The organism is Ramlibacter pinisoli (genome assembly GCF_009758015.1).
GTDB classification, from domain to species: Bacteria; Pseudomonadota; Gammaproteobacteria; order Burkholderiales; family Burkholderiaceae_C; genus Ramlibacter; species Ramlibacter pinisoli.
Genome location: NZ_WSEL01000009.1, coordinates 2,221,069 through 2,243,004, shown reverse-complemented (window position 1 = coordinate 2,243,004; position 21,936 = coordinate 2,221,069). Strand labels below are relative to the sequence as shown.

The following is a 21,936-nucleotide window of genomic DNA, read 5'->3' as shown; positions in this document are numbered from 1 at the left end:
AAAGTAGGACATCGTCAGGCTCTTACAGCGGCAAAGGCCCAGCAAAACATGCTGGGCCTTTTGCTTTTTGGGCGCGCAAATTCGAATGCCCGTGGTGCGAATTGGCGGCCACGCGGCGTCTCCAGTTCGCGGAAGCCGCTGCCGCAATAGGTGGCCATTGGGTGGCTAATGAGGGTGGCAATTTGCCCGCGCCGCTACCGACCGACCCATCCCGCGCCGGCCAGGCGCTATTTACCGTTGCGCAGTTCCCGCCGCAGGATCTTGCCGACGTTGGTCTTGGGCAGGTCGTCGCGGAATTCGATGTACTTGGGCACCTTGTAGCCGGTGAAGTTCTGGCGGCAGTACTGGGCCACGTCGTCCTCGGTCAGCACCGGGTCGTTCTTGACCACGAACACCTTGATGGCCTCGCCCTGCTTCTCGTCGGGAACGCCGACCGCTGCGCATTCGATCACACCCGGGCACAGCGAAATCACGTTCTCGAGTTCATTCGGGAACACGTTGAAGCCGCTCACCAGGATCATGTCCTTCTTGCGGTCGACGATCCGGGTGTAACCGTTCTCGTCCATGACGCCGACGTCGCCCGTGCGCATGCAACCGTCGGCGGTGAACGCCTTGCTCGTCTCATCCGGCTGTTGGTAGTAGCCACGCATGACGTTGGGGCCGCGGATGCAGATCTCGCCGGGCAGCCCGATCGCGACGTCACGGCCGTCGTCGTCCTTGATTGCGATGTCGATCCCCGGCAGGGGCAGCCCGATCGTGCCCGAGAACCTGGTGCTCAGCACCGGGTTGTTGGTGCCGATGGCGCAGGTCTCGCTCATCCCCCAGCCTTCCACCATGGCGCAACCGGTCACCTGTTGCCACTGGCGCGCCGTGCCTTCCGAGGCCGCCATGCCCCCCGCCTGCGACACGCACAACTGGGAGAAGTCGACCGTCCTGAACTGCGGATGCTGCAGCAGGGAATTGAACAGGGTGTTCACGGCCGGCAGCAGGTGGAACGGCCGGCGCTTGAGGACTTCGATGAACTTGCCGACGTCGCGCGGATTGGGCACCAGCGTCAGGTGCGCGCCCCAGCGGATGGACAGCAGGCACAGCGTGAGCGCGAAGATGTGGTACAGCGGCAGCGCGGTGATGCAGTTGGACTTGCCGACATCGCCGATCTTGGCGAGGGCCGGCGTGAACCAGGCCTCGGCCTGCAGGATGGCCGCGACGATGTTGCCGTGGGTCAGCACCGCCCCCTTCGACAGGCCGGTGGTGCCACCGGTGTACTGGAGGAAGGCGACCGAGTCGAGCGTCTGCTCGCTCGGCTGGAGCTTGAGGCCCTGGCCGGCCGCCAGCGCCTGCCGGAAGGTCGTGACCTGCCGGCCCTGGTCGAGCGGAAGCCGGAAGGCCGGCACCAGTTTGGCCAGGTGGCGCACGGCGAACGTGATCCAGTGGCCATACCAGAAGCCGAGCAGGTCGCCAAAGGCCGTCAGCACGACATGCTTCACCGGCGTGCGGTCGATCACTTCCTCCAGCGTGTGGGCGAAGTTCTCCAGGATGATGATCGCCGTCGCGCCCGAGTCCTTGAGCTGGTGCTCCAGCTCGCGCGCCGTGTACAGCGGGTTGACGTTCACGCAGGTGTAGCCGGCCCGAATGACGGCCGCCATCGCCACCGCGAACTGGGGGATGTTGGGCAGCATCAGCGCGACCCGGGCACCGGGTTCCAGGCCCCGTGCCTGCAGCCATGCGCCCAGCGCGGCGGACAACTCGTCGAGCTGCTGGTACGACATCCAGCGCTCCATGCAGACGGAGAACGGCCGGCTGGCATTGCGCCGGAACGACTCCTCCAGCAACTGGCTCAGCGAACGGAACTGTCCCGGGTCGATCTGCTGCGGAACGCCCGCGGGGTAGCTGCGCAGCCAAGGCCTGTCCATGCTTGCTCTCCTATGGCCAGGGATTGTCAGCGGCGGGGCCGGTGCGGACTACGGGGCTTGTCCCAAGATGCGCGCCAGTTCGGCCTCCGCCGTCGCTGGCTCGGCGTGGAACAGCAGCTGCGACAGGTGCTGCTCCCGCTCCCACACGGTGGCCAGGAAGTTCTCTACCGCGCCACGCTCGCGTGCCATGCCGGCGAAGGTGTCGAAGCCGCCTTCCAGGAAGGCCTGCAGGGCGGCCAGGCCCGCCGCCGTGGCGGGCTTGCGCATCATGCGCAGCATCATGCGCAAGCCCGGCGTCCGGGTCAGGCGAGCCAGGTCGTGCCCGAGGTCGACGACGGCCTGCAGCTGCTGCAGGCGATCCGGCGCGCGGCCGGCCAGGCGCCAAGCCGCGCCGTAGCGGGCCGGGTCGGGGCCTGCCGACACCAGCCAGGCCCGGGCCAGCGCGAGGTCCAGGTCCTCGGTCAGGGCGTGCACCTGGGCGAGGCACGCCGCCGTGGCGCCGATCTTCTCCGGGAACAGGCGCTCGATGGCCCCGGCGATGCGGGCGAACTGCTCGTCGCGCTGCGCATAGTCGCGTTCCCCGTACAACTCGTCGAGGAAGAACCGTGCGCCGGCCGCGTAGGTCCTGCTGCGCAACAGATCCGCATAGGTCCCGGCGAAGCGCCGCGACTGCAGCCGCTTCACCACGCCGAGCGCCTGCCCGAGCAGCGGATCCGACCCGGCGGTGCGGCGCACAGCGGCCACCTGGGCGACGGCTTCGCGGATGGTGCGGGCGGCTTCCATGCCGCCTCAGTCTAGGCGACCCGTCCTGCCTCCCGCCGGCAGCCGCCGCATCCACACCGCACAACCGGTAGCCCCCGCGCCATGCCGCGCAGCGGCCATGCCACGTCATACTCGCCGGATGGCCGCGTCGTCCCGTCTCGCCCGCTTGCAGCAGGGGCTGGCGGCGGGTCTGCTGGTGGCGGCCCTGGCCTGGTTCGCCTATTGGGTGGGCCAGCGCCCGCTCCTGGCCGCGTTCGGGGCGGGGGCCATCGCGTGCGTGCACGCGGTCGTGCTCGGCCTCGAATTCCTGTTCCTGCTGCACGTGCGCCGTGCCGATCCGGCGCCGCGGGCCGGCGCCGGCCAGCTGCTGGCGGCCTGGGGACGCGAAACGCTCCAGGGACTGCGGGTGTTCGGCTGGCGGCAACCATTCCGCTGGCGTCGCTGGCCGGATCGCCTGGAGGCCGGCGGCGGCCGGCGCGGCATCGTGTTCGTGCACGGCTTCGTCTGCAACCGCGGCTTCTGGGCACCGTGGCTGGCGCGCGCCCGGCAGCTCGGACACCCCTACGTGGCCGTCAACCTCGAGCCGGTGTTCGGCTCCATCGACGACTACGCGCAGAGCATCGATGCCGCCGTGCGCCAGCTCACGGCGGCCAGCGGCCGCCCGCCCGTCCTGGTGTGCCACAGCATGGGCGGACTGGCGGCGCGCGCCTGGCTGCGCGCCGCTGGCCGGCCGGAGCGCGTGGCGCACGTGGTCACCATCGCCACGCCCCACCATGGCACCGCGCTGGCCCGATTCAGCCGGCTGCCGAACGGGCGCCAGATGCGCATCGGCGGGGAGTGGCTGGACGACTTGTCGCGCGCCGCGGGCCTGCCGGCGAGCCGGTTCACGTGCTGGTTCAGCAACTGCGACAACGTGGTGATGCCTCCCTCGACCGCCACGCTGGCGGGGGCCGACAACCGCTTCCTGCCGGGGGCCGCGCACGTCGATCTGGCCTTCCGCGAGACGGTCGTCGAAGGCACGTTCGCCCTCGTGCGGGACCTGTAAGATCGCCGGTCGCGGCCTTGCATTCCGGCCGCTGCGAACCTGGAAGCGAACCGGTCATGGCTTTGATCGTGCTGATGGAGGACGATGGCGGCACGCGCACGCTCATCGCCTCGGTGCTGAAGAAGGACGGGCACGAGGTGCTCGCCGCGGAGAACGGGGCCCAGGGCCTGCTGCTGGTCGAGAACCACCGGCCCGACCTGGTGATCAGCGACGTGCAGATGCCCGAGCTCAACGGCTTCCAGATGCTGGCCGCGCTGCGCCAGAACCCCGACATCGCCGCCACTCCCGTGATCCTGCTCACCTCGCTGCAGGAGCGGGCCCACATGCGCATCGGCATGACCACCGGTGCCGACGACTACATCACCAAGCCGTTCCGGCCGGGGGAACTGCGCGAGGCCGCGGCCGCCCAGTTGAACAAGCGCACCATGCACGCCACGCTGCAGGCCATGGCGATCGACCGCGCCGTGCAGGAAGCACTGGAGGAGCAGCGCCACCAGCTGTCCAAGCTGTACGAGCAGCGCCTGGCCACCGAGCTGAGCGAGCGCTGGCCCACCGGCAGCGACGGCGAGGGCGACGAGAAGTTTCCCAGCGCCACGGTGCTGTTCGTCGACATCCCCAGCTACGCCGGCGTCGCCGAGAAGCTCAACCCCGCCGAACTGGCGGACCTGGTGAAGAAGTTCTACGGCAGTGCCAACGACACGGCCCACCTGTTCGGCGCGCGCCACATCCAGTTCATCGGCGAGGGCGTGCTGGCGGTCTTCGTCGATGCCACCGACACCCAGACGGTCAATCACGGCCTGCGGGCCGTGCGTGCCGCCCTCGGGCTGGTGGAGGCCGGCCGCGGGATCCAGCAGTACCTGGCCTCCAGCTATCCCGACCGGGAGCTGCCGCGGTTCCAGGCCAACGTGGCCCTGCACGCCGGTCCCGTCACGCTGACGCTGCTGCACGACCCGCTGCACACGCCCACGGCGCAGACGCTGCCGGTCGGCGACGCCGTCAGTGCGACCATGCTGCTGCAGCGCCAGGGCCGAACTATCGGCTGGCCCATCATGGCCAGCGTCGCCGCGCTGCGGCTGGTTACCGGCGCCGTCGAGACCGACCGGCGTGCGCTGGTCGACCTGCCGGGCCGCTCCTCCCCCCTCGACGTGGCCGAGATCACCGGCCTGGCGCTCTAGTGGCCGCGCCGGCGGCGGCGCCGCGCATGTTCCCGATCGGCCGCATCCTGGCGGCCAGCCTGCTGTTGCTGGCCACCATCCCGGCGCTGCTGGCGGCCTGGCTGTTCCTGCGCGCCGGCAACCAGGCCGTGGAGGCGCTGGCCGGCAAGCTCCTGACCGAGGTCGCGCTGGTGGTGCAGACCGGCAGCGAAGCGCATCTGCGGCAGGTGCACGACGTGCTCAATGGCCTGGTCGCCGAGCGGCCTGCGGCCCCCGAGCTGCGCCGGATGCGGGCCTGGCTGCGCTCGCCCGAGCTGTTCGAGCCGGCCGCTTTCGCCCTCGTGCGCCAGACGCCCGACGTGTCCCAGGTGCACGTGGCCAACCTGCGCGGCGACTACCTGGGCGTCGCACCGGCCGAGGCGGGCGTGCGGATCCTCGTGCGCAAGGCCGGCGATCCGGTGCGCTCCGCCTTCGATGCCATGCAACCCGGCGACCACAGCCGGCCGGCGGTCGCACCGCCGGGTCCCTATGAGCCGCGCAGCGCGCCCTGGTACGTGGGCGCCGTCATGGCCAAGGACCGCGTGTTCTCCCCGGTGCAGGTTTCGGCCGGGCGGCGCGAGCTGGTGGTCAGCCTGTCGCAGCCGGTGTACGACGAGGACGGCGGCGCCGCCGGCGTGCTGGGGGCCGAACTGGGCCTGCAGCGGCTGACCGACATCCTGCGCACCCAGCGCATCAGCGCCCACGGCGCGGCCTACGTGTTCGACGCCAAGGGCGCGCTGATCGCGGGGTCGGCCGGCGATGCCCTGTTCGACAGCGCCGAGGGCCAGGTGCAGCGCCGCAGCCCGGGCGTCAGCGCCAATCCCGTCATCCGCGCCAGCTTCGCCGCGCTGCAGGCCCTGCGCGCCGGCCGCACCCAGGACACGGTGGCGATGGACACCAGCCTGCGCCGCGTGCCCTACGGCGATGAGTCGCTGCTGGTCGTGCAGCGCCCGTTCGGCGAGGCGCTCGGCCTGCCCTGGACCCTGGTCGTCGCCGCGCCCGAGAGCGACTTCACCGCCGACCTGCGCCACGATGGCCAGCTGGCGCTGGGCGTGATGGCGGCGCTGATCGTGCTGGGCGCGCTGATCGCATTTGCCGTGGCCCACGGGCTCGGGCGCCGGCTCGGGCGCCTCAGCCTGGCCGCAGCCCAGCTCGGGCGCGGCGAGGTGCCGGTGATCGAATCCGGCACGCGCATCCGCGAAGTGCACGACCTGTCGCTCGTCCTGCACGACAGCGCCCGGCAGCTGCAGGCCTACCGGCAGGAAGTGGAGCAACAGGCCGGCGCGCTGCGCCAGGCCAACGAAACCCTGGAGGACCGTGTCGCCCAGCGCACTGCGCAGCTCGCCGCCTCGCGCGAGGAGGCGCTGGCGGCGGCCCGCGCGAAGGCGGCGTTCCTGGCCACCATGAGCCACGAGATCCGCACGCCGCTCAATGGCGTGGTGGGCATGAGCACGCTGCTGGCCGAGACCCGGCTGGACGCCGAGCAGCGCGACTACCTGCAGACGATCCGCATCTCCAGCGACCAGCTGCTGGCCGTCATCAACGACATCCTCGACTTCTCCAAGATCGAGTCCGGCAAGCTCGATCTCGAGGCCGAGCCGCTGAGCGTGCGCGGGGCGGTCGAGGAGGCCTGCGACATCGCCGCCCCGCGGGCGCGCGAGAAGGGCCTGGAGCTCATCGTCGACGTGCCCGAGCACGGCAGCGGCGCCGTGCCGGCCGCCATCCTGGGCGACATCACGCGCCTGCGCCAGGTGCTGATCAACCTGGTGAACAACGCCGTCAAGTTCACCGCCAGCGGCGAGGTCGCCGTGCACGCGCGCCAGCTGGCGGCCGACGATGGGCAAGGCCGCTGCGTGCTCGAGTTCCGCATCACCGACACCGGCATCGGCATCGCGCCGGAGCGCCAGCAGGCCCTGTTCGAGGCCTTCACCCAGGTCGATGCCTCCACCACCCGCAAGTACGGCGGCACCGGCCTCGGGCTGGCGATCTGCAAGCGGCTGGTGGAGCTGATGGGCGGCACCATCGGCGTCGAGAGCGCGGCGGGCCAGGGGGCGACGTTCTGGTTCACGGTGGCCGCCCCTGTGACGCAGCTGGAGGAGCCCGCCGGTGCCGGCCAGGCCGGTGCGCTGTCGTCGGTCGGCGTCCTGGTGGTCGACGACCATGCGACCAACGTGCGCATCCTCACCCGCCAGCTGCAGCTGTGGGGCATGGACGTGGCCAGCGCGAGCTCGGGCGCCGACGCGCTGCGCTGGCTCGCGCAGGCGCCGCGCCTGCCGGCGCTGATCGTCACCGACATGCACATGCCGGAGATGGACGGCGTGGCCTTCGCGCGCGCGGTCCGGGCCGATCCGCGGCTGCGTGCCCTGCGCCTGGTGCTCCTGAGCTCCGGCTTCATGCCCGCCGGCGACGAGAACGCCCAGCTGTTCGATGCCCGGCTGCTCAAGCCGGCGCGGCAGAACCAGCTGTTCGAGACCCTGTCGCGGTGTCTGCGCCACGAGGTCGAAGGCCGCGGCGCGCCGCAACGGCCGGAGGACAAGAAGCATGTCACCGTGCTGGTGGCCGACGACAACGCGGTGAACCTGAAGGTCGCGTGCGCGATGCTCTTCAAGCTGGGTTACGAGGTGCGCACCGCGGTCGACGGCCGCGAGGCCGTGGAGGCCACGGCCCAGGCGGCCGCCACGGGCCGTCCGCTGGGCGCCATCCTGATGGACGTGAACATGCCCGACGTCGACGGACTGGAGGCCACCCGCCAGATCCAGGCCGTCTGGGGCGAGCGCTCGCCGCCCATCATCGCCCTCACGGCGGCGGCCTCGGCCGAGGACCGCGCGCGCTGCGAGGCGGCCGGCATGGACGACTACCTCACCAAGCCGCTGCAGGTGGCGGCGCTCGCCCAGGCGCTGGAGAAGTGGCTCGCGCCCGGGCCAATGACGGCAGCAAGTGCGGCGGCGCCGGGCCCCGCCGTGCTGGCCGAGGGCGCGCCCGCTAGACCGCCCGAGGAGGACGGGCCGCTGATGGATTTCGCGCGGCTGGAGGAATTCAAGGAGTTCGACGACGAGGAGCTGTCGATGACGCGGCAGGTCGTCGAGCTGTTCGTCGCCGATGCGCCCGAGCGGCTGGCGGCGGTCGAGGCGGCCGTCGCTGCCGGCGACGCGCAGGCGCTCGGTCGCGCGGCGCACGCCCTCAAGGGCGCGGCCAGCAACGTGGGCGCGGTGGCGCTGTCACACGCCGCGTCCGCGCTCGAGGCGGACGCGCGCGCCGGCCTGCCGCCCGATGCCGCCGCGGCGGCCGAGCGGCTGCGCGAGCTCTGGGACCGCACCCGCGCCGCCCTCGCCAGCTGGCCCTGAGGCCACGCGGCCGGTCCGGTCCGCGCGCGAAAGAGCGAAGCAGGTCACACGGCCGACCGGCCTTTTGCACTGGCGCAAAACCCGCGCGCTTCCTACTCTCCTGCCCATGACAACAAGGGAGGAGACACATGCAGACCAACCTGCAAACCCCGGGCGCTCGGGCGTCCGTTTTCGAGGGCCGTCCGCCCCTGGCCGCCGGCATGGGCGACCTGGTGCTGGACGAACTGGCATACGGGGTGGCCGTGGCCACTCCGGCGGGCGAGCTGGTGCACGCCAACCAGGCCGCGCGCCATGAACTGGGCCGCCGCCGCGTGCTCTGGGTCCGCCATGGCCTGCTGCAGGTGCAGCCGGCCGACACCAAGGCGCTGGCCGACGGGCTGGGCAAGGCGGCAACCGGCAAGCGCAGCCTGCTGCACCTGTTGGGCGAGGCCGGCGACAAGCTGGCCCTGGCGCTGGTCCCGCTCGGGCGCGGCGAGCCGACCTCCAGCCACGTCGCGCTGCTGTTCTCCCGCCCCAGCGTCTGCGAGTCGCTGATGCTGTGCTTCTTCGCCCGCAGCCATGCGCTCACGGCGGCGGAAGAGACCGTGCTGGGCATCCTGTGCCAGGGCTACTCCGCTCCCGAGGTGGCGCGCCAGCTCGAAGTGGCCGTGTCCACGGTGCGCAGCCACGTGCGCAGCCTGTGCGCCAAGACACGCTCCTCCGGCGTGCGCGAGCTGGTGAGCCGGGTGGCCATGCTGCCGCCGGTGGCCCCCGCGCTGCGCTGCGACCCCCTGCACTGATCGCTCGTTCCTCCGATTGGCGGCCGCGTACCCCTCTGCTAGAGTGGCCGCGAGGGGAGGAGATCATCCATGTCCACGTCCCACGCGGCGGCGCAAGACCGCCTGTTCGACGCCCTGACGCCGAGCATCAGGGCCCTCGCGCTACTGGGCTGCGTGCGCAGCTTCCGCAAGAACACGGTGATCATCACGGAGGGGGAGATGGGCGACTCCACCTACGTCCTGCTCTCCGGACGCGTGCGCGTCTACTCCAACGACGCCGTCGGCCGCGAACTGACCTTCGGGGTGGTGGAGGCCGGCGACTACTTCGCCGAGATGTGGCTCGATGGCGGCCCGCGCTCGGCCTCCATCATCACGCTCGAACCCTGCGTCTGCGCCGTGGTCAGCCGGGCCGACCTGTGCAAGCACCTGGCGAGCCATCCGGACTTCATGCTCGAACTGATCGCGCGCGTCATCCGCCGTGCCCGCACCGCCACCCAGACGGCGCGCGAGCTCGCGCTGAAGGATGTCTATGGCCGCGTGGTCAGCACGCTGGAGGGGCACCAGGGCCCGGCCACGCCGGGTGCGCCGGTGCTGCTGGCGCCCATCACGCACCAGACCATCGCCAGCCGGGTCGGCGCCTCGCGCGAGATGGTCAGCCGGCTGCTGAAGGACCTCGAGCGCGGCGGCTACGTGTCCCTGGGCATCCGCCAGATCACCCTCAACCGCAAGCTGCCGGCGCGCTGGTGAACCGTCAGGAGCCGGCGTAGCCCGCCGCCGATGGCGGCTGCGCATCCGGGCCCGCGGCCGGTCCGGCGGCCAGCACGCGGAAGGCGTGGGTGGGTCGGCTCAGGTGCCGCAGCCGGTGCATGCCCAGGTCCTTCAGGCGCGTGCCCGAGCCGGCCAGCAGGTCCCGCAGGGCGGCGCTCACCACGAATTCCCCGGGGCCGGCCAGCGCCAGCAAGCGGCTGGCGAGGTTGACCCCCGAGCCGTAGATGTCGAATTCGTCGGCGATGTAGTGCGCCGCGTGGGCCGCGATGCGCACCTGCAGCTGCAACGGCGGCTCGGCCCCCAGCTGCCGGTTGCCCTCGCCGCAGCGGCGCAGCAGGTCGAAGGCCGCATGCACCGCGGCCGTGGCCTGGTCGAACGCCAGCAGGAAGCCGTCGCCGGTGCTGCGGTGGAAGCGGCCGCCATGGGTGGGCACGACCAGGTTGCGGGCCTCGTGCGCGAACCGGCGCCAGCGCTGGATGAAGCCCGACTCGTCGCTCTCCATCAGGCGCACGGATTCCACGGTGTCCAGCACCAGGATCACCTTGCGGTGGAGCTCCACATCCGGCGAAGGGGACGGCCTGGGTGTCGTCATGGCGGGCGGCAACAGGGATGACCTGAATCAAATTGTCAACCCCTTGTTACCGGCCGTCTTGCCGGACCTGCCGAATCGCCGCGACGAACGGCGCCGGGCCCCTCAGGCCGGCTTGCCCTCCAGCACGCCGCGCCGCATCTGGTCCAGCTCCATGGTCTCGAACAGGGCCTTGAAGTTGCCCTCGCCGAAGCCCTCGTTGCCCTTGCGCTGGATGAACTCGAAGAAGATCGGGCCGAGCTGGTTCTCGCTGAAGATCTGCAGCAGCAACTGGCCCGTCTGGCCGTCGACCAGGATGTTGCGCTGCCGCAGCGCCTCGATGTCCTCCTGCAGCTGCGGGATCCGCCGCGGCAGCAGCTCGTAGTAGGTGTCGCTGGTCTCCAGCAGCTTGATGCCGGCCAGCTGCAGGGCGTCCACCGTGTCGTACAGGTTGCGCGAGCCCAGCGCGATGTGCTGGATGCCCTCGCCGCGGTACTTGTCCAGGTACTCCTGGATCTGGCCGGCCTTCTCGTTGCCCTCCTCGTTGATCGGGATGCGGATCTTCCCGCAGGGGCTGGTCATGGCCTTGCTCTTGACGCCGGTGGCCTGGCCCTCGATGTCGAAGTAGCGGACCTCGCGGAAGTTGAACAGCCGCTCGTAGAACTCCGACCATTCGGCCATGCGGCCCCGGTGCACGTTGTGGGTCAGGTGGTCGATGTAGGTCAGGCCGTGGCCGGCCGGATCGAGCGCCTCCTGGGCGTCGATGCCGGGCAGGGGCTCGAAGTCGACGTCGTAGAAGCCGATGTCGCCGATGTCGCCCGGCCGCGCGCCGTTCTTGCCGCGCCAGCGGTCCACCAGGTAGATCAGGCTGTCGCCGATGCCCTTGATGGCCGGAATGTTCAGCTCGCCCGGGCCCGCCGCGCCGGCGTAGCCCCAGGCGCCCAGCGAGACGGCGCGCTCGTAGGCCACCTTGGCATCGCGCACCCGGAAGGCGATGGCGCAGATGCTGGGCCCGTGCTGGCGCGCGAAGCGCTGAGCGAACGAATCCGGCTCGGCGTTGACGATGAAGTTGATGCCGCCCTGGCGGTACAGCAGCACGGCCTTGTGGCGGTGGCGGGCGATCGGCCGGAAGCCCATGCGCTCGAACAGCTCCCCCATCGCCTTGGGGTCCGGCGCCGCGTACTCGATGAACTCGAAGCCGTCCGTCCCCATGGGGTTGTCCCAGCCCGGCGCGGCGCGGCTGGTGGAAGGGGGCTGGGCAGCGGTCATCGGCGGTCTCCGGTCGGTGCAATGGGGAACCAGCACTGTAGGGCGGCAGGCGTTCAGTTTTCCGCCGGAGAGCGGCTCGAAAATGCCCCTTCGATCAATAAAATTGCGCCATGGCTGAATCCGCTGCATTAGACAAGCTCGACCGGGCCATCCTGCGCGCGCTGCAGGCGAACGGACGCGAGACCTACGAGGTGGTCGGCGAGCAGGTCGGGCTGTCGCCCAGCGCCGTGCTGCGCCGGGTCAAGCGGCTGGAGGAGGCGCGCATCATCGACCGCTACGTGGCCCTGGTGCGACCGGAACTGGTCGGACTGGGCCTGACCGCCTACATCAACGTCCGGCTGGAAAAGCACACCGAGCACCACAAGCGCAACCCCATGGACCTGTTCCGGGCTGCCGTCCAGACCTGGCCGGAGGTGGTCGAGTGCGTGGCCCTGACCGGGGAGATGGACTTCCTGCTGCGGGTGGTGGTGGAGGACATGGCGCACTACAGCCGCTTCATCCTGGAGACCGTCCTGAAGCACCCGAGCGTGCAGGACTGCAAGACCAGTTTCGTGCTCGACCGTGTCAAAGCCACCACGGCGGTGCCGGTTTAGTGCGGTGTCGGGGCACAGTAAGTGCCCCCTGACGTAGTTTCCCGGACTGGGGCGGACCGGGATAACCCTTACATTGGTCCCATGGCCGACGACCCCGCCCTGAAGCCCGCGCCCGCCCTGGTCCCGATCCGTTCGCTGGGCCCGAGCCACCGCGAGCGCATCGCGACGCACCTGCTGGCGCTGGATGCCGACGACCGCTACCTGCGGTTCGGCTACACGGCCACCGACGAACAGGTCGGCCGCTACATCGCCGACCTCGACTTCGAGCGCGACGACATCTTCGGCATCTACAACCGCAAGCTCGAACTGATCGCCATGGCGCACCTGGCGTTCTCGCGCGACCCGCGCGCCAGCCGCTGCGCGGAGTTCGGCGTCTCGGTGCTGGCCAAGGCGCGCGGCCGGGGCTACGGCAGCCGGCTGTTCGAGCGGGCCGTCATCCATGCCCGCAACGAGGGCGTCGACCTGCTGTTCATCCACGCCCTGAGCGAGAACACGGCGATGCTCAAGATCGCCCGCCATGGCGGCGCGACGCTGGAGCGCTTCGGCAGCGAGACCGAGGCCCACCTGCGGCTGCCGCCGGCCACCCTGGACACGCGGATGAGCGAACTGGTGGTCGAGCGCTTCGCCCAGACCGACTACAAGCTCAAGGAGCAGGCCAAGAGCTTCTGGGACTTCCTGGCCCAGGTGCAGGAGACCCGGCAGGGCGTGCGCGCGGCCCGCCACCAGTCGGGCAGCTGAGCCGGCCGGCCGGGCCGGTGCCCGCTGGCGATTCCGCTATCCTTGTCGTCCCCCAACCACCGCACGTCCTGCTTCGACGCCGTGTCCGACCCCCACCCTGCGCGGCCTCATGAGAAGGAAGACCGCCGCACGTTCCTGCAGAAGGTCGCCGAGTTCATCCACCCGGGGCCGGACTCCCGCGATGAGCTGATCGAGACGCTGGCCGACGCCGAGGACAACGAAATCATCGACGCCGAGTCGCGCGTCATGCTCGAGGGGGTCATCCGCATGGCCGACCAGACGGCCGGCGACGTCATGGTGGCGGCGCCGCGGATGGACCTGGTGAACATCGATTCGCCGTATGACGAGATCCTGCACCTCGTCATCGACACCGCGCACTCGCGCTTCCCGGTCTACGAGGGCGAGCGCGAGAACATCATCGGCATCCTGCTGGCCAAGGACCTGCTCAAGCTGCAGCGGGCCCCGGAACTGAACATCCGCGCCCTGCTGCGGCCGGCGGCATTCGTCCCCGAGAGCAAGGGCCTGAACGACCTGCTGCGCGAGTTCCGCGGCAACCGCAACCACCAGGCGCTGGTGATCGACGAGTTCGGCCGCATCGCCGGCCTCATCACCATCGAGGACGTGCTGGAGCAGATCGTCGGCGAGATCGAGGACGAGTTCGACATCGCCGAGGAAGAGGGCGACATCTTCGCCCTGGCCGACCGCACCTACCGCGTCAGCGGCGACACCAGCCTGGAGCGGGTGGGCGAGGCGTTCGGCGCCAGGATCGTGCCGACCGACAGCGCCGACGGCGAGCACCGGTTCGAGACCATCGGCGGCCTCATCGCCCACGAGATGGGGCATGTGCCGCGCCGCGGCGAGCACCACACGCTGGCCGGGCTGAACTTCGTCGTGCTGCACACCAAGGGTGGGGCGGTGCGCTGGTTCAAGGTCGCCCCGGTGGCGGCCGACGACAACACCGGGTGAGCGCCCGCCGCCTGCCGGGGTGGGCTGCGCTCGGGCTGGCGCTGCTCGCGGGGCTGCTGCAGGCCGCATCGGTGGCCTGGCCCGGCACGGGGCAGCCGCTGTGGTGGCTGCAGCTCGCCTCGCTGACCGGGCTGGCGGCGCTGGCGCACCGGGCCGACGGCTGGCGCCGGGCGGCCGGCCTGGCCTGGCTGTTCGCGACCGCGTGGCTGGCCGGCACCTTCTGGTGGCTGTTCATCTCCATGCATGTCTACGGCGGGCTGGCCGCGCCGCTGGCGATGGCGGCGGTGCTTGGCCTGTCGGCGTTCCTGGGCGCGTACTACGCGCTGGCCGTCGGGGTCTGGCGCGCGCTGCGGCCCGGCCCGGCCAGCGCGCCGGTCCTGTTCGCGGCCCTGTGGCTGACGGCCGAACTGTTGCGCGGCACCTGGTTCACCGGCTTCCCCTGGGGCGCTTCCGGCTATGCGCATGTCGACGGGCCGCTGCGGCTGCTGGCGCCGTGGATCGGGGCGTACGGCATCGCCGCGGTCGCTGCCGGCATCGCGGCGGCGCTCGGCGTGGCCGTGGGCGGCACACGCTCGCCGCGTCTGCTGGGCGCCCCGGCGGCGGCGGCGCTGCTGGCCGGGATCGCCGCCGTGGTGCCGGTGGCGGGCGGCGACGCCGGCCGGCCGCTGTCCGTGGCGCTGCTGCAGGGCAACATCCCGCAGGACGAGAAGTTCGAGGGCCGCACCGGCGTGCCGCTGGCGCTGGCCTGGTACGGCGAGCAGCTGGCGGCCAGCAGCGCCTCGCTGGTGGTGGCGCCCGAGACCGCCATCCCGCTGCTGCCCCAGCAGTTGCCCGAGGGCTACTTCGAGGCGATGGCCGACCATTTCCTGCAGGGCCGGCAGGCGGCGCTGGTGGGCATGCCACTGGGCAGCTACGAGGAGGGCTACACCAACTCGGTGGTGGGCCTGCAGCCGCGCGCGGCGGTCTACCGCTTCGACAAGCACCACCTGGTGCCGTTCGGCGAGTTCATTCCGCCGCTGTTCCGCTGGTTCACCGACCTGATGAACATCCCGCTGGGCGACTTCAACCGCGGCGCGGTCGGGCAGGACTCGTTCCCCTGGCAGGGACAGCGGCTGGCGCCCAACGTCTGTTACGAAGACCTGTTCGGCGAGGAACTGGCGGCCCGCTTCGCCGACCCGGCCGCCGCGCCGACCATCTTCGTGAACGTCAGCAACATCGGCTGGTTCGGCGACAGCGTGGCGATCGACCAGCACCTGCAGATCAGCCGCATGCGGGCGCTGGAGTTCGACCGCCCGGTGATCCGCGCCACCAACACCGGCGCCACCGCCATCATCGACCACCGGGCCGACGTCGCGAAGTCGCTGCCGCGCTTCACGCGCGGGGTGCTCACCGGCGAGGTGCAGGGACGCACCGGCCTGACGCCCTTCGCCTGGTGGGCGTCGCGCTGGGGCCTGTGGCCGCTGTGGCTGCTCGGCCTTGCTCCTGTTTTGGGAGCGCTGGTGCGCGGCCGAAGGCGTGCGCCCACTTAAAATCGCACCGATGCTCACGTTCCAGCAAATCATCCTGAAGCTGCAGTCGTACTGGGATGCCCAGGGCTGCGCGCTGCTGCAGCCCTACGACATGGAAGTCGGGGCTGGCACCTCCCACACGGCCACCTTCCTGCGCGCCCTCGGCCCCGAGCCCTGGAAGGCGGCCTACGTGCAGCCCAGCCGGCGGCCCAAGGACGGCCGCTACGGCGAGAACCCGAACCGCCTGCAGCACTACTACCAGTACCAGGTGGTGCTCAAGCCGGCGCCGGCCAACATCCTGGAGCTGTATCTCGGCTCCCTGCAGGCGCTGGGCTTCGACCTGAAGAAGAACGACATCCGCTTCGTCGAGGACGACTGGGAGAACCCCACGCTGGGCGCCTGGGGCCTGGGCTGGGAGGTCTGGCTCAATGGCATGGAGGTGACCCAGTTCACCTATTTCCAGCAGGTCGGCGGCATCGACTGCAAGCCGATCACCGGCGAGATCACCTACGGCCTGGAACGGCTGGCGATGTACCTGCAGGGCGTGGACAACGTCTACGACCTGACCTGGACGGAAGGCCTATCGTACGGCGACGTGTACCTGCAGAACGAGAAGGAACAGTCGGCCTACAACTTCGAGCACAGCGACGCCGAGTTCCTGTTCACCGCCTTCGGCGCCCACGAGAAGCAGGCCAAGTACCTGATGGAACAACAGCTGGCGCTGCCGGCCTACGAGCAGGTGCTCAAGGCGGCGCACACCTTCAACCTGCTGGATGCGCGCGGCGCCATCAGCGTGACCGAACGCGCGGCGTACATCGGCCGCATCCGCAACCTCGCGCGCAGCGTCGCCCAGGCGTACCTGCTCAGCCGCCAGCGGCTGGGCTTCCCGATGGCGCCGCGGCCCTGGGCCGAGGCCGCGACGGCGAAGATGGTGGCCGACAAGCTGGTGGAGGCCGCGTGATGGCCCACCCCAACCTGCTGGTCGAACTGTTCGTCGAGGAACTGCCGCCCAAGGCGCTGAGGAAGCTGGGCGAGGCGTTCGGCAGCGTGCTGCTGGAGCAGCTGCGGGCACAGGGGCTCGCCACCGCCGACTCGGCCCTCACGACCTTCGCCTCGCCGCGCCGGCTGGCCGCTCATGTCACCAACGTGGCTTCCCAAGCGCCAGATCAGGAAGTCATTGAAAAACTGGTGCCCATGTCTGTCGGCGTGAAAGATGGGAAGCCGACGGAGGCTCTCCGGAAGCGGCTTGGGAAGATCGGACGCGAACGGCTTGCCGACCTGTGGCCGAACTCCGTCGATGGACCGGACAGCTTGTTCACACAATCGGATGGAAAGGTCGAATCCATCTACTTGCGCGGACTTGCGATTGGCACAAGTCTGCAAGTTGGCTTGCTGAACTCCATTGAACGGGCCGTGACCCAGCTGCCGATTCCCAAGGTCATGACCTACCAGCTGGCCGACGGCTGGACCGACGTCAAGTTCGTCCGCCCGGCGCACGGACTGGTCGCCCTGCACGGCGCCGAGGTCGTGCCGCTCGAGCTGCTCGGGCTGGCCGCCGGCCGCGTGACGCACGGCCACCGCTTCGAGGCCGCCGCCGAGATGGTCACCATCCCGGATGCGGACAGCTATGCGCAAGTGCTGGCGGAGCAGGGCGCGGTGATCGCCGGCTTCGAGGCGCGCCGGGCCGAGATCGTGCGGCAGCTGCAGGCCGCCGCGCAGCAGGTCGGCGCCGGTGCCCGGCCGATCGAGGACGATGCCCTGCTCGACGAGGTGACGGCGCTGGTCGAACGGCCCAACGTGCTGGTCTGCCAGTTCGAGCCGGCCTTCCTCGACGTGCCGCAGGAGTGCCTCATCCTCACGATGAAGGCCAACCAGAAGTACTTCCCGCTGCTCGATGCCCAGGGCCGGCTGACCAACCGCTTCCTGGTGGTGAGCAACATCCGCCCGCAGGACCCCGGCGCCGTGGTCGGCGGCAACGAGCGCGTCGTGCGCCCGCGCCTGGCCGATGCCAAGTTCTTCTTCGACCAGGACCGCAAGAAGACGCTGGCGTCGCGGGTCGAGGGGCTGGCCAGGGTCGTCTACCACAACAAGCTGGGCACGCAGGGCGAGCGCACCGAGCGCGTGCGCCGGCTGGCGCAGTCGATCGCCCGCACGCTGGCCACGAACGGCGTCGCCGACGCCGCGGCCGACCGGGCCGACACCGCCGCACAGCTGGCCAAGGCCGACCTGCTGACCGACATGGTGGGCGAGTTCCCCGAGCTGCAGGGCACCATGGGCCGCTACTACGCGCTGCACGACGGCCTGCCGCAGGACATCGCCGACGCCGTCGAGGACCACTACAAGCCGCGCTTCGCCGGCGACCAGCTGCCGCGCGGCACCACCGGCCTGGTGGTCGCGCTGGCCGACAAGCTCGAGACGCTGGCCGGCCTGTTCGCCATCGGCCAGCTGCCCACCGGCGACAAGGACCCGTTCGCGCTGCGCCGCCATGCGCTGGGCATCGTGCGCATGCTGATCGAGAAGGACCTGCCGCTGGACCTCGGGCAGCTGCTGGCCGAGGCGCTCGCACTGTTCCCGCAGGCCGCTGCCGCGACGCGCGAGCAGCTGGCCGAGTTCATCTTCGACCGCCTGGCCGGCGCGCTGCGCGAGCAGGGCTACAGCGCCCAGGAAGTCGACGCCGTGCTGGCCCTGCGGCCGCAGCGGCTGGGCGACGTCGCCAAGCGCCTGCAGGCGGTGCGTGCCTTCGCCGCGCTGCCCGAGGCGCCGGCGCTGGCGGCCGCCAACAAGCGCATCGGCAACATCCTGAAGAAGGCCGACGGCAGCGTCGACGCGCAGGTCAGCGAAGGCCTGCTGCACGAGGCCGCCGAGAAGGCGCTCTATGCCGCCACCCGCCAGCTGGCGCCCGCGGCGCAGGCCCAGTTCGACGCCGGCGACTACACCGCCTCGCTGCAGACCCTGGCCGCGCTGCGTGCACCGGTCGACGCCTTCTTCGACGACGTGATGGTCAACGCCGAGCAGGCGGACCTGCGCCGCAACCGCCTGGGGCTGCTGGCCACGCTGCACGGCGCGATGAACCGGGTGGCCGACCTGTCCCGCCTCGCCACATGAAGCTCGTCATCCTCGACCGCGACGGCACCATCAATGCCGACAGCGACGAATTCATCAAGTCGCCGCAGGAGTGGCAGCCGCTGCCCGGCGCGCTCGAGGCCATCGCGCGGATGAACCACGCCGGCTGGCACGTGACCATCGCCTCCAACCAGTCGGGGCTGGGCCGCGGCCTGTTCGACGTCGGCTCGCTCAACGCCATGCACGCCAAGATGCACAAGCTGCTGGCCGCGCACGGCGGCCGGGTCGATGCCATCTTCTACTGCCCGCACAGCCCCGACGAGGGCTGCACCTGCCGCAAGCCGCTGCCGGGCCTGTTCGAGCAGATCGGCGACCGCTTCGGCATCGAGCTCAAGGGCTGCCCGGTGGTCGGCGACGGCCTGCGCGACCTGCAGGCCGGCGTGGCCGTGGGCTGCGAGCCGCACCTGGTGCTCACCGGCAAGGGCGCGCAGTACCGCGGCCGCCCGCTGCCCGAGACCTTTCCCGCCGGCACCCGCGTGCACGAGGACCTGGCCGCCTTCGCCGACTGGCTGGTGGCGCGCAGCGCCGCGAAGGCCGCGGGCTGACGATGGCGCTGCTGCGATCGATCCTGCACGCGCTGTGGATGCTGGTCACCGTGGTGCCCTGGGGCATCTGGATGGTGACGGCGTCGCTATGGGCCAACGGCGAGCAGATGTACTGGAAGGCGGCCCGCTGGCTGGGCTGGCAGATCGGCGCCGCCCGCGTGCTGTGCGGCATCCAGGTGCGCGTGACCGGCATGGAGAACCTGCCGCAGGGCAAGACCAGCCCGGCGATCCTGCTGGTCAAGCACCAGTCGACGTTCGAGACCTTCCTCATGCCGACGCTGATGCCGCACCCGCTGGCCTACGTGTTCAAGCGCGAGCTGATCTACATCCCGTTCTTCGGCTGGGCCATGGGCCGCATGGACATGATCCACATCGACCGCAGCCTGCGCGCGCAGGCGTTCAACCGCGTCGTCGAGCAGGGCAAGCGGCTGCTGGCGCAGGGCATCTGGGTCATCATGTTTCCCGAGGGCACGCGCATCCCGCGCGGCCAGGCCGGCAACTACAAGACCGGCGGCACGCGGCTGGCGGTCGAGACCGGCGCGCCGGTCATCCCGATCGCGGTGAGCTCGGCCAAGGTCTGGCCGCGCAAGGCCTTCGTCAAGCGCCCGGGCGTGGTCGACGTGGTGATCGGCAAGCCGATCCCCAGCCAGGGCCGCCAGGCCGACGAGCTGATGCGCGAGGTCCAGGCCTGGATCGAGGCCGAAATGCACCGCATCGATCCCGAGGCCTACCGCTAGACTCGGGGCCATGCGCAACCCGCTCCAGCTCACGCTGGACCTGTTCGAGTCGCTGGTCCCCGCGCCGCGGCCGGCCCCGGCTCCGGCCCCGGTGGTCGCGGCCCCGGTCGCACCGTCCGTCGCCGCCGCGCCGGCCGAACCGCTCGACGCGGTGCTCGCGCCGGCCACCTTCCACCATCCCAACGCCAACCGCCGCGCCCAGCTGGGCCACACCTTCGTGGCCTACGAATTCAAGCGCGCCCGGCGCAAGACCATCGGCTTCGTGGTCGGCGTCGAGGGGCTCACCGTCAGCGCGCCGCGCTGGGTGCCGCTGGCCGAGGTCGACGCCGCGGTGCAGGCCAAGTCGGCCTGGATCCTGGCCAAGCTCGATGGCGCGCGCCAGCGCCACGACCGCATCGAGGCGGCCCGCATCCAGTGGAAGGACGGCGCCGTGTTCCCCTTCCTGGGCGAACCGGTCATCGTGGTGCTCGACTCGCGCGGCGCCGGCGGCGCGACGCTGAACACCGACGCCCAGGCCCTGCCCGGCGTTCCGCGCCTGACGCTGCACGTGGCCCTGCCGCAGCACGCGAACGCCGAGCAGATCCGCGACGCCGTGCAGGCCTGGCTGATGCGGCAGGCCAAGCGCCTGTTCACCGAGCGCCTGGACCACTACGCGCCCCGGCTCGGCGTGCAGTGGCGCAAGCTGGTCCTGAGCAATGCCGGCACGCGCTGGGGCACGGCGCATTCGGACGGCACCATCCGCCTGAACTGGCGGCTGGTCCACTTCCGCCTGCCGGTCATCGACTACGTGGTCGCGCACGAACTGTCGCACCTGCGCGTGATGGACCACAGCCCCCGCTTCTGGGACACGGTGGCGACGGTGGTGCCCGACTACGCCCGGCTGCGCGGCCAGCTGCGCGACGAGCCGCTGCCGGCCTGGTGAGTCAGGCCGCCGCGAAGCGGTAGGTCCCGTCGCTGCCGCGCTGGCGCCGCAGCTGGCCCGCGAACCACAGCGCATGCAGATGCGCCACCGACTCGCCCATGGCGAAGGTGGTCTGGTGCAGGTCCAGCGGACGCTTGAACAGCACCGGCAGCATCTCGGCCGCCGTCGAGGGCCTGGCCGTGCAGGCCTCCAGCACCTCGGCCAGCCGCTCGCGGTGGTGGGCGTGCAGCTGGTCGATGCGCTGGTGCAGGCCGGTGAACGGCTTGCCGTGGGAGGGCAGCACCAGCGTGTCCGGCGGCAGGTGGCGGAACTTGTCGAGCGATGCGAGGAAGGCCCGCAGCGGATCGGACTCGGGCTCGACGTCGTGCACGCTGACGTTGGTCGAGATGCGCGGCAGCACCATGTCGCCGCTGATCAGGACCCGCAGCTCGCCGCAGGACAGCGCGATGTGCTCGGGTGCGTGGCCGTAGCCGCTGATGCAGGTCCAGTCGCGCCCGCCGATGCGCACCACGTCGCCGTCGGCCAGGCGCCGGAAGCTCCCCGGCACCGCCGGCACCATGCTGCGGTAGTAGTTGGCGCGGCCGCGGATCTGCTCCAGGTCGGCCGGCCCGGTCAGCCCGTGGGCGGCGAAGAAGCGCGCCGCCGACTCGCCGCCGAACCCGGTCGTGCTCTGCGAGCCGACCCGCGCCGCGTTGTAGTCGGTCGCGCTGATCCACAGCCGGCAGGGATGCTCGGGCGTCGACCAGCGCTCGCACAGCCAGTGCGCCAGGCCGATGTGGTCCGGGTGCATGTGGGTGACGAGCACGCGCAGGACGGGCAGACCGTCCAGAGAGGAGGCGAACACCTGCTCCCACTGCGCCTTGGACTCGTCGCGCGTGATGCAGCAGTCCACCACGGTCCAGCCCTCGCGGCCGTCGAGCCGGTCGCGCAGCAGCCAGAGGTTGATGTGGTCGAGCGCGAACGGCAGCGCCATCCGGATCCAGCGCACGCCGGGCGCGACCTCCAGGGTCTGGCCCGGCGACGGCAGCGCATCGCCCAGGGGATAGGTGAGCTGGGCTTCTAGGGAGTTCATGCGGGGGGAGGGCGTGAGCCAGGCAACTGCGGTTTGACGTTGACGTAAACGTCAGCTGTAATCGCGCCATTCTAGGCGTGCCCCGCGGCCGCGCCCGTTCCCGCTGTCCCGC

Annotated in this window: 19 protein-coding genes; 14 read left to right on the top strand and 5 right to left on the bottom strand. The window is 70.9% G+C overall.

Annotation, left to right across the window (positions count from 1 at the left end):
- Window positions 1-227: 227 nt before the first annotated feature.
- Window positions 228-1,913 carry an AMP-binding protein gene (locus GON04_RS25160; RefSeq protein ID WP_157400684.1) on the bottom strand — a complete coding sequence of 562 codons (1,686 nt, stop codon included), beginning with the start codon at window positions 1,911-1,913 and terminating at the stop codon, window positions 228-230.
- A gap of 48 nt (window positions 1,914-1,961) precedes the next feature.
- Entirely contained in the window at window positions 1,962-2,696 is a 735-nt protein-coding gene (locus GON04_RS25155; protein ID WP_157400683.1) for an FFLEELY motif protein, read from the bottom strand.
- 118 nt (window positions 2,697-2,814) lie between these two features.
- Between GON04_RS25155 and GON04_RS25150 the strand changes: the two genes are divergently transcribed.
- From GON04_RS25150 to GON04_RS25130, 5 genes are all read left to right on the top strand, one after another.
- Window positions 2,815-3,720 carry an esterase/lipase family protein gene (locus GON04_RS25150; RefSeq protein ID WP_157400682.1) on the top strand — a complete coding sequence of 302 codons (906 nt, stop codon included), beginning with the start codon at window positions 2,815-2,817 and terminating at the stop codon, window positions 3,718-3,720.
- A gap of 56 nt (window positions 3,721-3,776) precedes the next feature.
- Window positions 3,777-4,895: a response regulator gene (locus GON04_RS25145; protein WP_157400681.1), complete on the top strand. Its 1,119-nt coding sequence runs from the start codon at window positions 3,777-3,779 to the stop codon at window positions 4,893-4,895.
- A 26-nt stretch (window positions 4,896-4,921) separates the two neighbouring features.
- Window positions 4,922-8,257 carry a response regulator gene (locus GON04_RS25140; protein WP_157400680.1) on the top strand — a complete coding sequence of 1,112 codons (3,336 nt, stop codon included), beginning with the start codon at window positions 4,922-4,924 and terminating at the stop codon, window positions 8,255-8,257.
- 128 nt (window positions 8,258-8,385) lie between these two features.
- On the top strand, window positions 8,386-9,036 hold the full coding sequence (locus GON04_RS25135) for a helix-turn-helix transcriptional regulator (protein ID WP_232533181.1): 651 nt from the start codon (window positions 8,386-8,388) through the stop codon (window positions 9,034-9,036).
- A 69-nt stretch (window positions 9,037-9,105) separates the two neighbouring features.
- Window positions 9,106-9,762: a Crp/Fnr family transcriptional regulator gene (locus GON04_RS25130; protein WP_157400679.1), complete on the top strand. Its 657-nt coding sequence runs from the start codon at window positions 9,106-9,108 to the stop codon at window positions 9,760-9,762.
- Window positions 9,763-9,766: 4 nt separating this feature from the next.
- Here GON04_RS25130 and GON04_RS25125 read toward each other — a convergent pair whose 3' ends face one another.
- Both GON04_RS25125 and hppD read right to left on the bottom strand, forming a co-directional pair.
- On the bottom strand, window positions 9,767-10,342 hold the full coding sequence (locus GON04_RS25125) for an adenylate/guanylate cyclase domain-containing protein (RefSeq protein ID WP_198349402.1): 576 nt from the start codon (window positions 10,340-10,342) through the stop codon (window positions 9,767-9,769).
- A 135-nt stretch (window positions 10,343-10,477) separates the two neighbouring features.
- Window positions 10,478-11,620, bottom strand: coding sequence for a 4-hydroxyphenylpyruvate dioxygenase (gene hppD, locus GON04_RS25120; protein ID WP_157400677.1), 1,143 nt, complete (start codon window positions 11,618-11,620; stop codon window positions 10,478-10,480).
- Window positions 11,621-11,730: 110 nt separating this feature from the next.
- Here hppD and GON04_RS25115 point away from each other — a divergent pair, with 110 nt between their 5' ends.
- The 9 genes from GON04_RS25115 (at window position 11,731) to GON04_RS25075 (ending at window position 20,752) form a co-directional block, all read left to right on the top strand.
- Window positions 11,731-12,213: an Lrp/AsnC family transcriptional regulator gene (locus tag GON04_RS25115; protein ID WP_157400676.1), complete on the top strand. Its 483-nt coding sequence runs from the start codon at window positions 11,731-11,733 to the stop codon at window positions 12,211-12,213.
- Window positions 12,214-12,294: 81 nt separating this feature from the next.
- Window positions 12,295-12,951, top strand: coding sequence for a GNAT family N-acetyltransferase (locus tag GON04_RS25110; RefSeq protein WP_157400675.1), 657 nt, complete (start codon window positions 12,295-12,297; stop codon window positions 12,949-12,951).
- 81 nt (window positions 12,952-13,032) lie between these two features.
- The gene (locus tag GON04_RS25105) at window positions 13,033-13,917 is read left to right on the top strand and encodes a CBS domain-containing protein (protein ID WP_181653797.1); all 885 of its coding nucleotides are present in this window, start codon (window positions 13,033-13,035) and stop codon (window positions 13,915-13,917) included.
- The gene (lnt, locus tag GON04_RS25100) at window positions 13,914-15,446 is read left to right on the top strand and encodes an apolipoprotein N-acyltransferase (RefSeq protein ID WP_181653759.1); all 1,533 of its coding nucleotides are present in this window, start codon (window positions 13,914-13,916) and stop codon (window positions 15,444-15,446) included. The genes GON04_RS25105 and lnt overlap by 4 nt, the downstream gene beginning before the upstream one ends.
- Window positions 15,447-15,456: 10 nt before the next feature.
- Entirely contained in the window at window positions 15,457-16,386 is a 930-nt protein-coding gene (gene glyQ, locus GON04_RS25095; protein ID WP_157400673.1) for a glycine--tRNA ligase subunit alpha, read from the top strand.
- A complete protein-coding gene (gene glyS / locus GON04_RS25090) occupies window positions 16,386-18,530 on the top strand; it encodes a glycine--tRNA ligase subunit beta (RefSeq protein ID WP_157400672.1) in 2,145 nt (714 codons plus the stop codon). The genes glyQ and glyS overlap by 1 nt, the downstream gene beginning before the upstream one ends.
- Window positions 18,527-19,093 (top strand): D-glycero-beta-D-manno-heptose 1,7-bisphosphate 7-phosphatase, encoded by a 567-nt coding sequence (gmhB, locus tag GON04_RS25085; RefSeq protein ID WP_157400671.1) that lies wholly within the window; start codon window positions 18,527-18,529, stop codon window positions 19,091-19,093. The genes glyS and gmhB overlap by 4 nt, the downstream gene beginning before the upstream one ends.
- Window positions 19,094-19,095: 2 nt before the next feature.
- On the top strand, window positions 19,096-19,830 hold the full coding sequence (locus GON04_RS25080) for a lysophospholipid acyltransferase family protein (RefSeq protein ID WP_157400670.1): 735 nt from the start codon (window positions 19,096-19,098) through the stop codon (window positions 19,828-19,830).
- A gap of 10 nt (window positions 19,831-19,840) precedes the next feature.
- A complete protein-coding gene (locus GON04_RS25075) occupies window positions 19,841-20,752 on the top strand; it encodes a M48 family metallopeptidase (RefSeq protein WP_157400669.1) in 912 nt (303 codons plus the stop codon).
- A 1-nt stretch (window position 20,753) separates the two neighbouring features.
- Here GON04_RS25075 and GON04_RS25070 read toward each other — a convergent pair whose 3' ends face one another.
- Window positions 20,754-21,824, bottom strand: a complete 1,071-nt coding sequence (locus tag GON04_RS25070) for an MBL fold metallo-hydrolase (RefSeq protein WP_157400668.1) — start codon at window positions 21,822-21,824, stop codon at window positions 20,754-20,756.
- Between the last annotated feature and the right edge of the window lie 112 nt (window positions 21,825-21,936).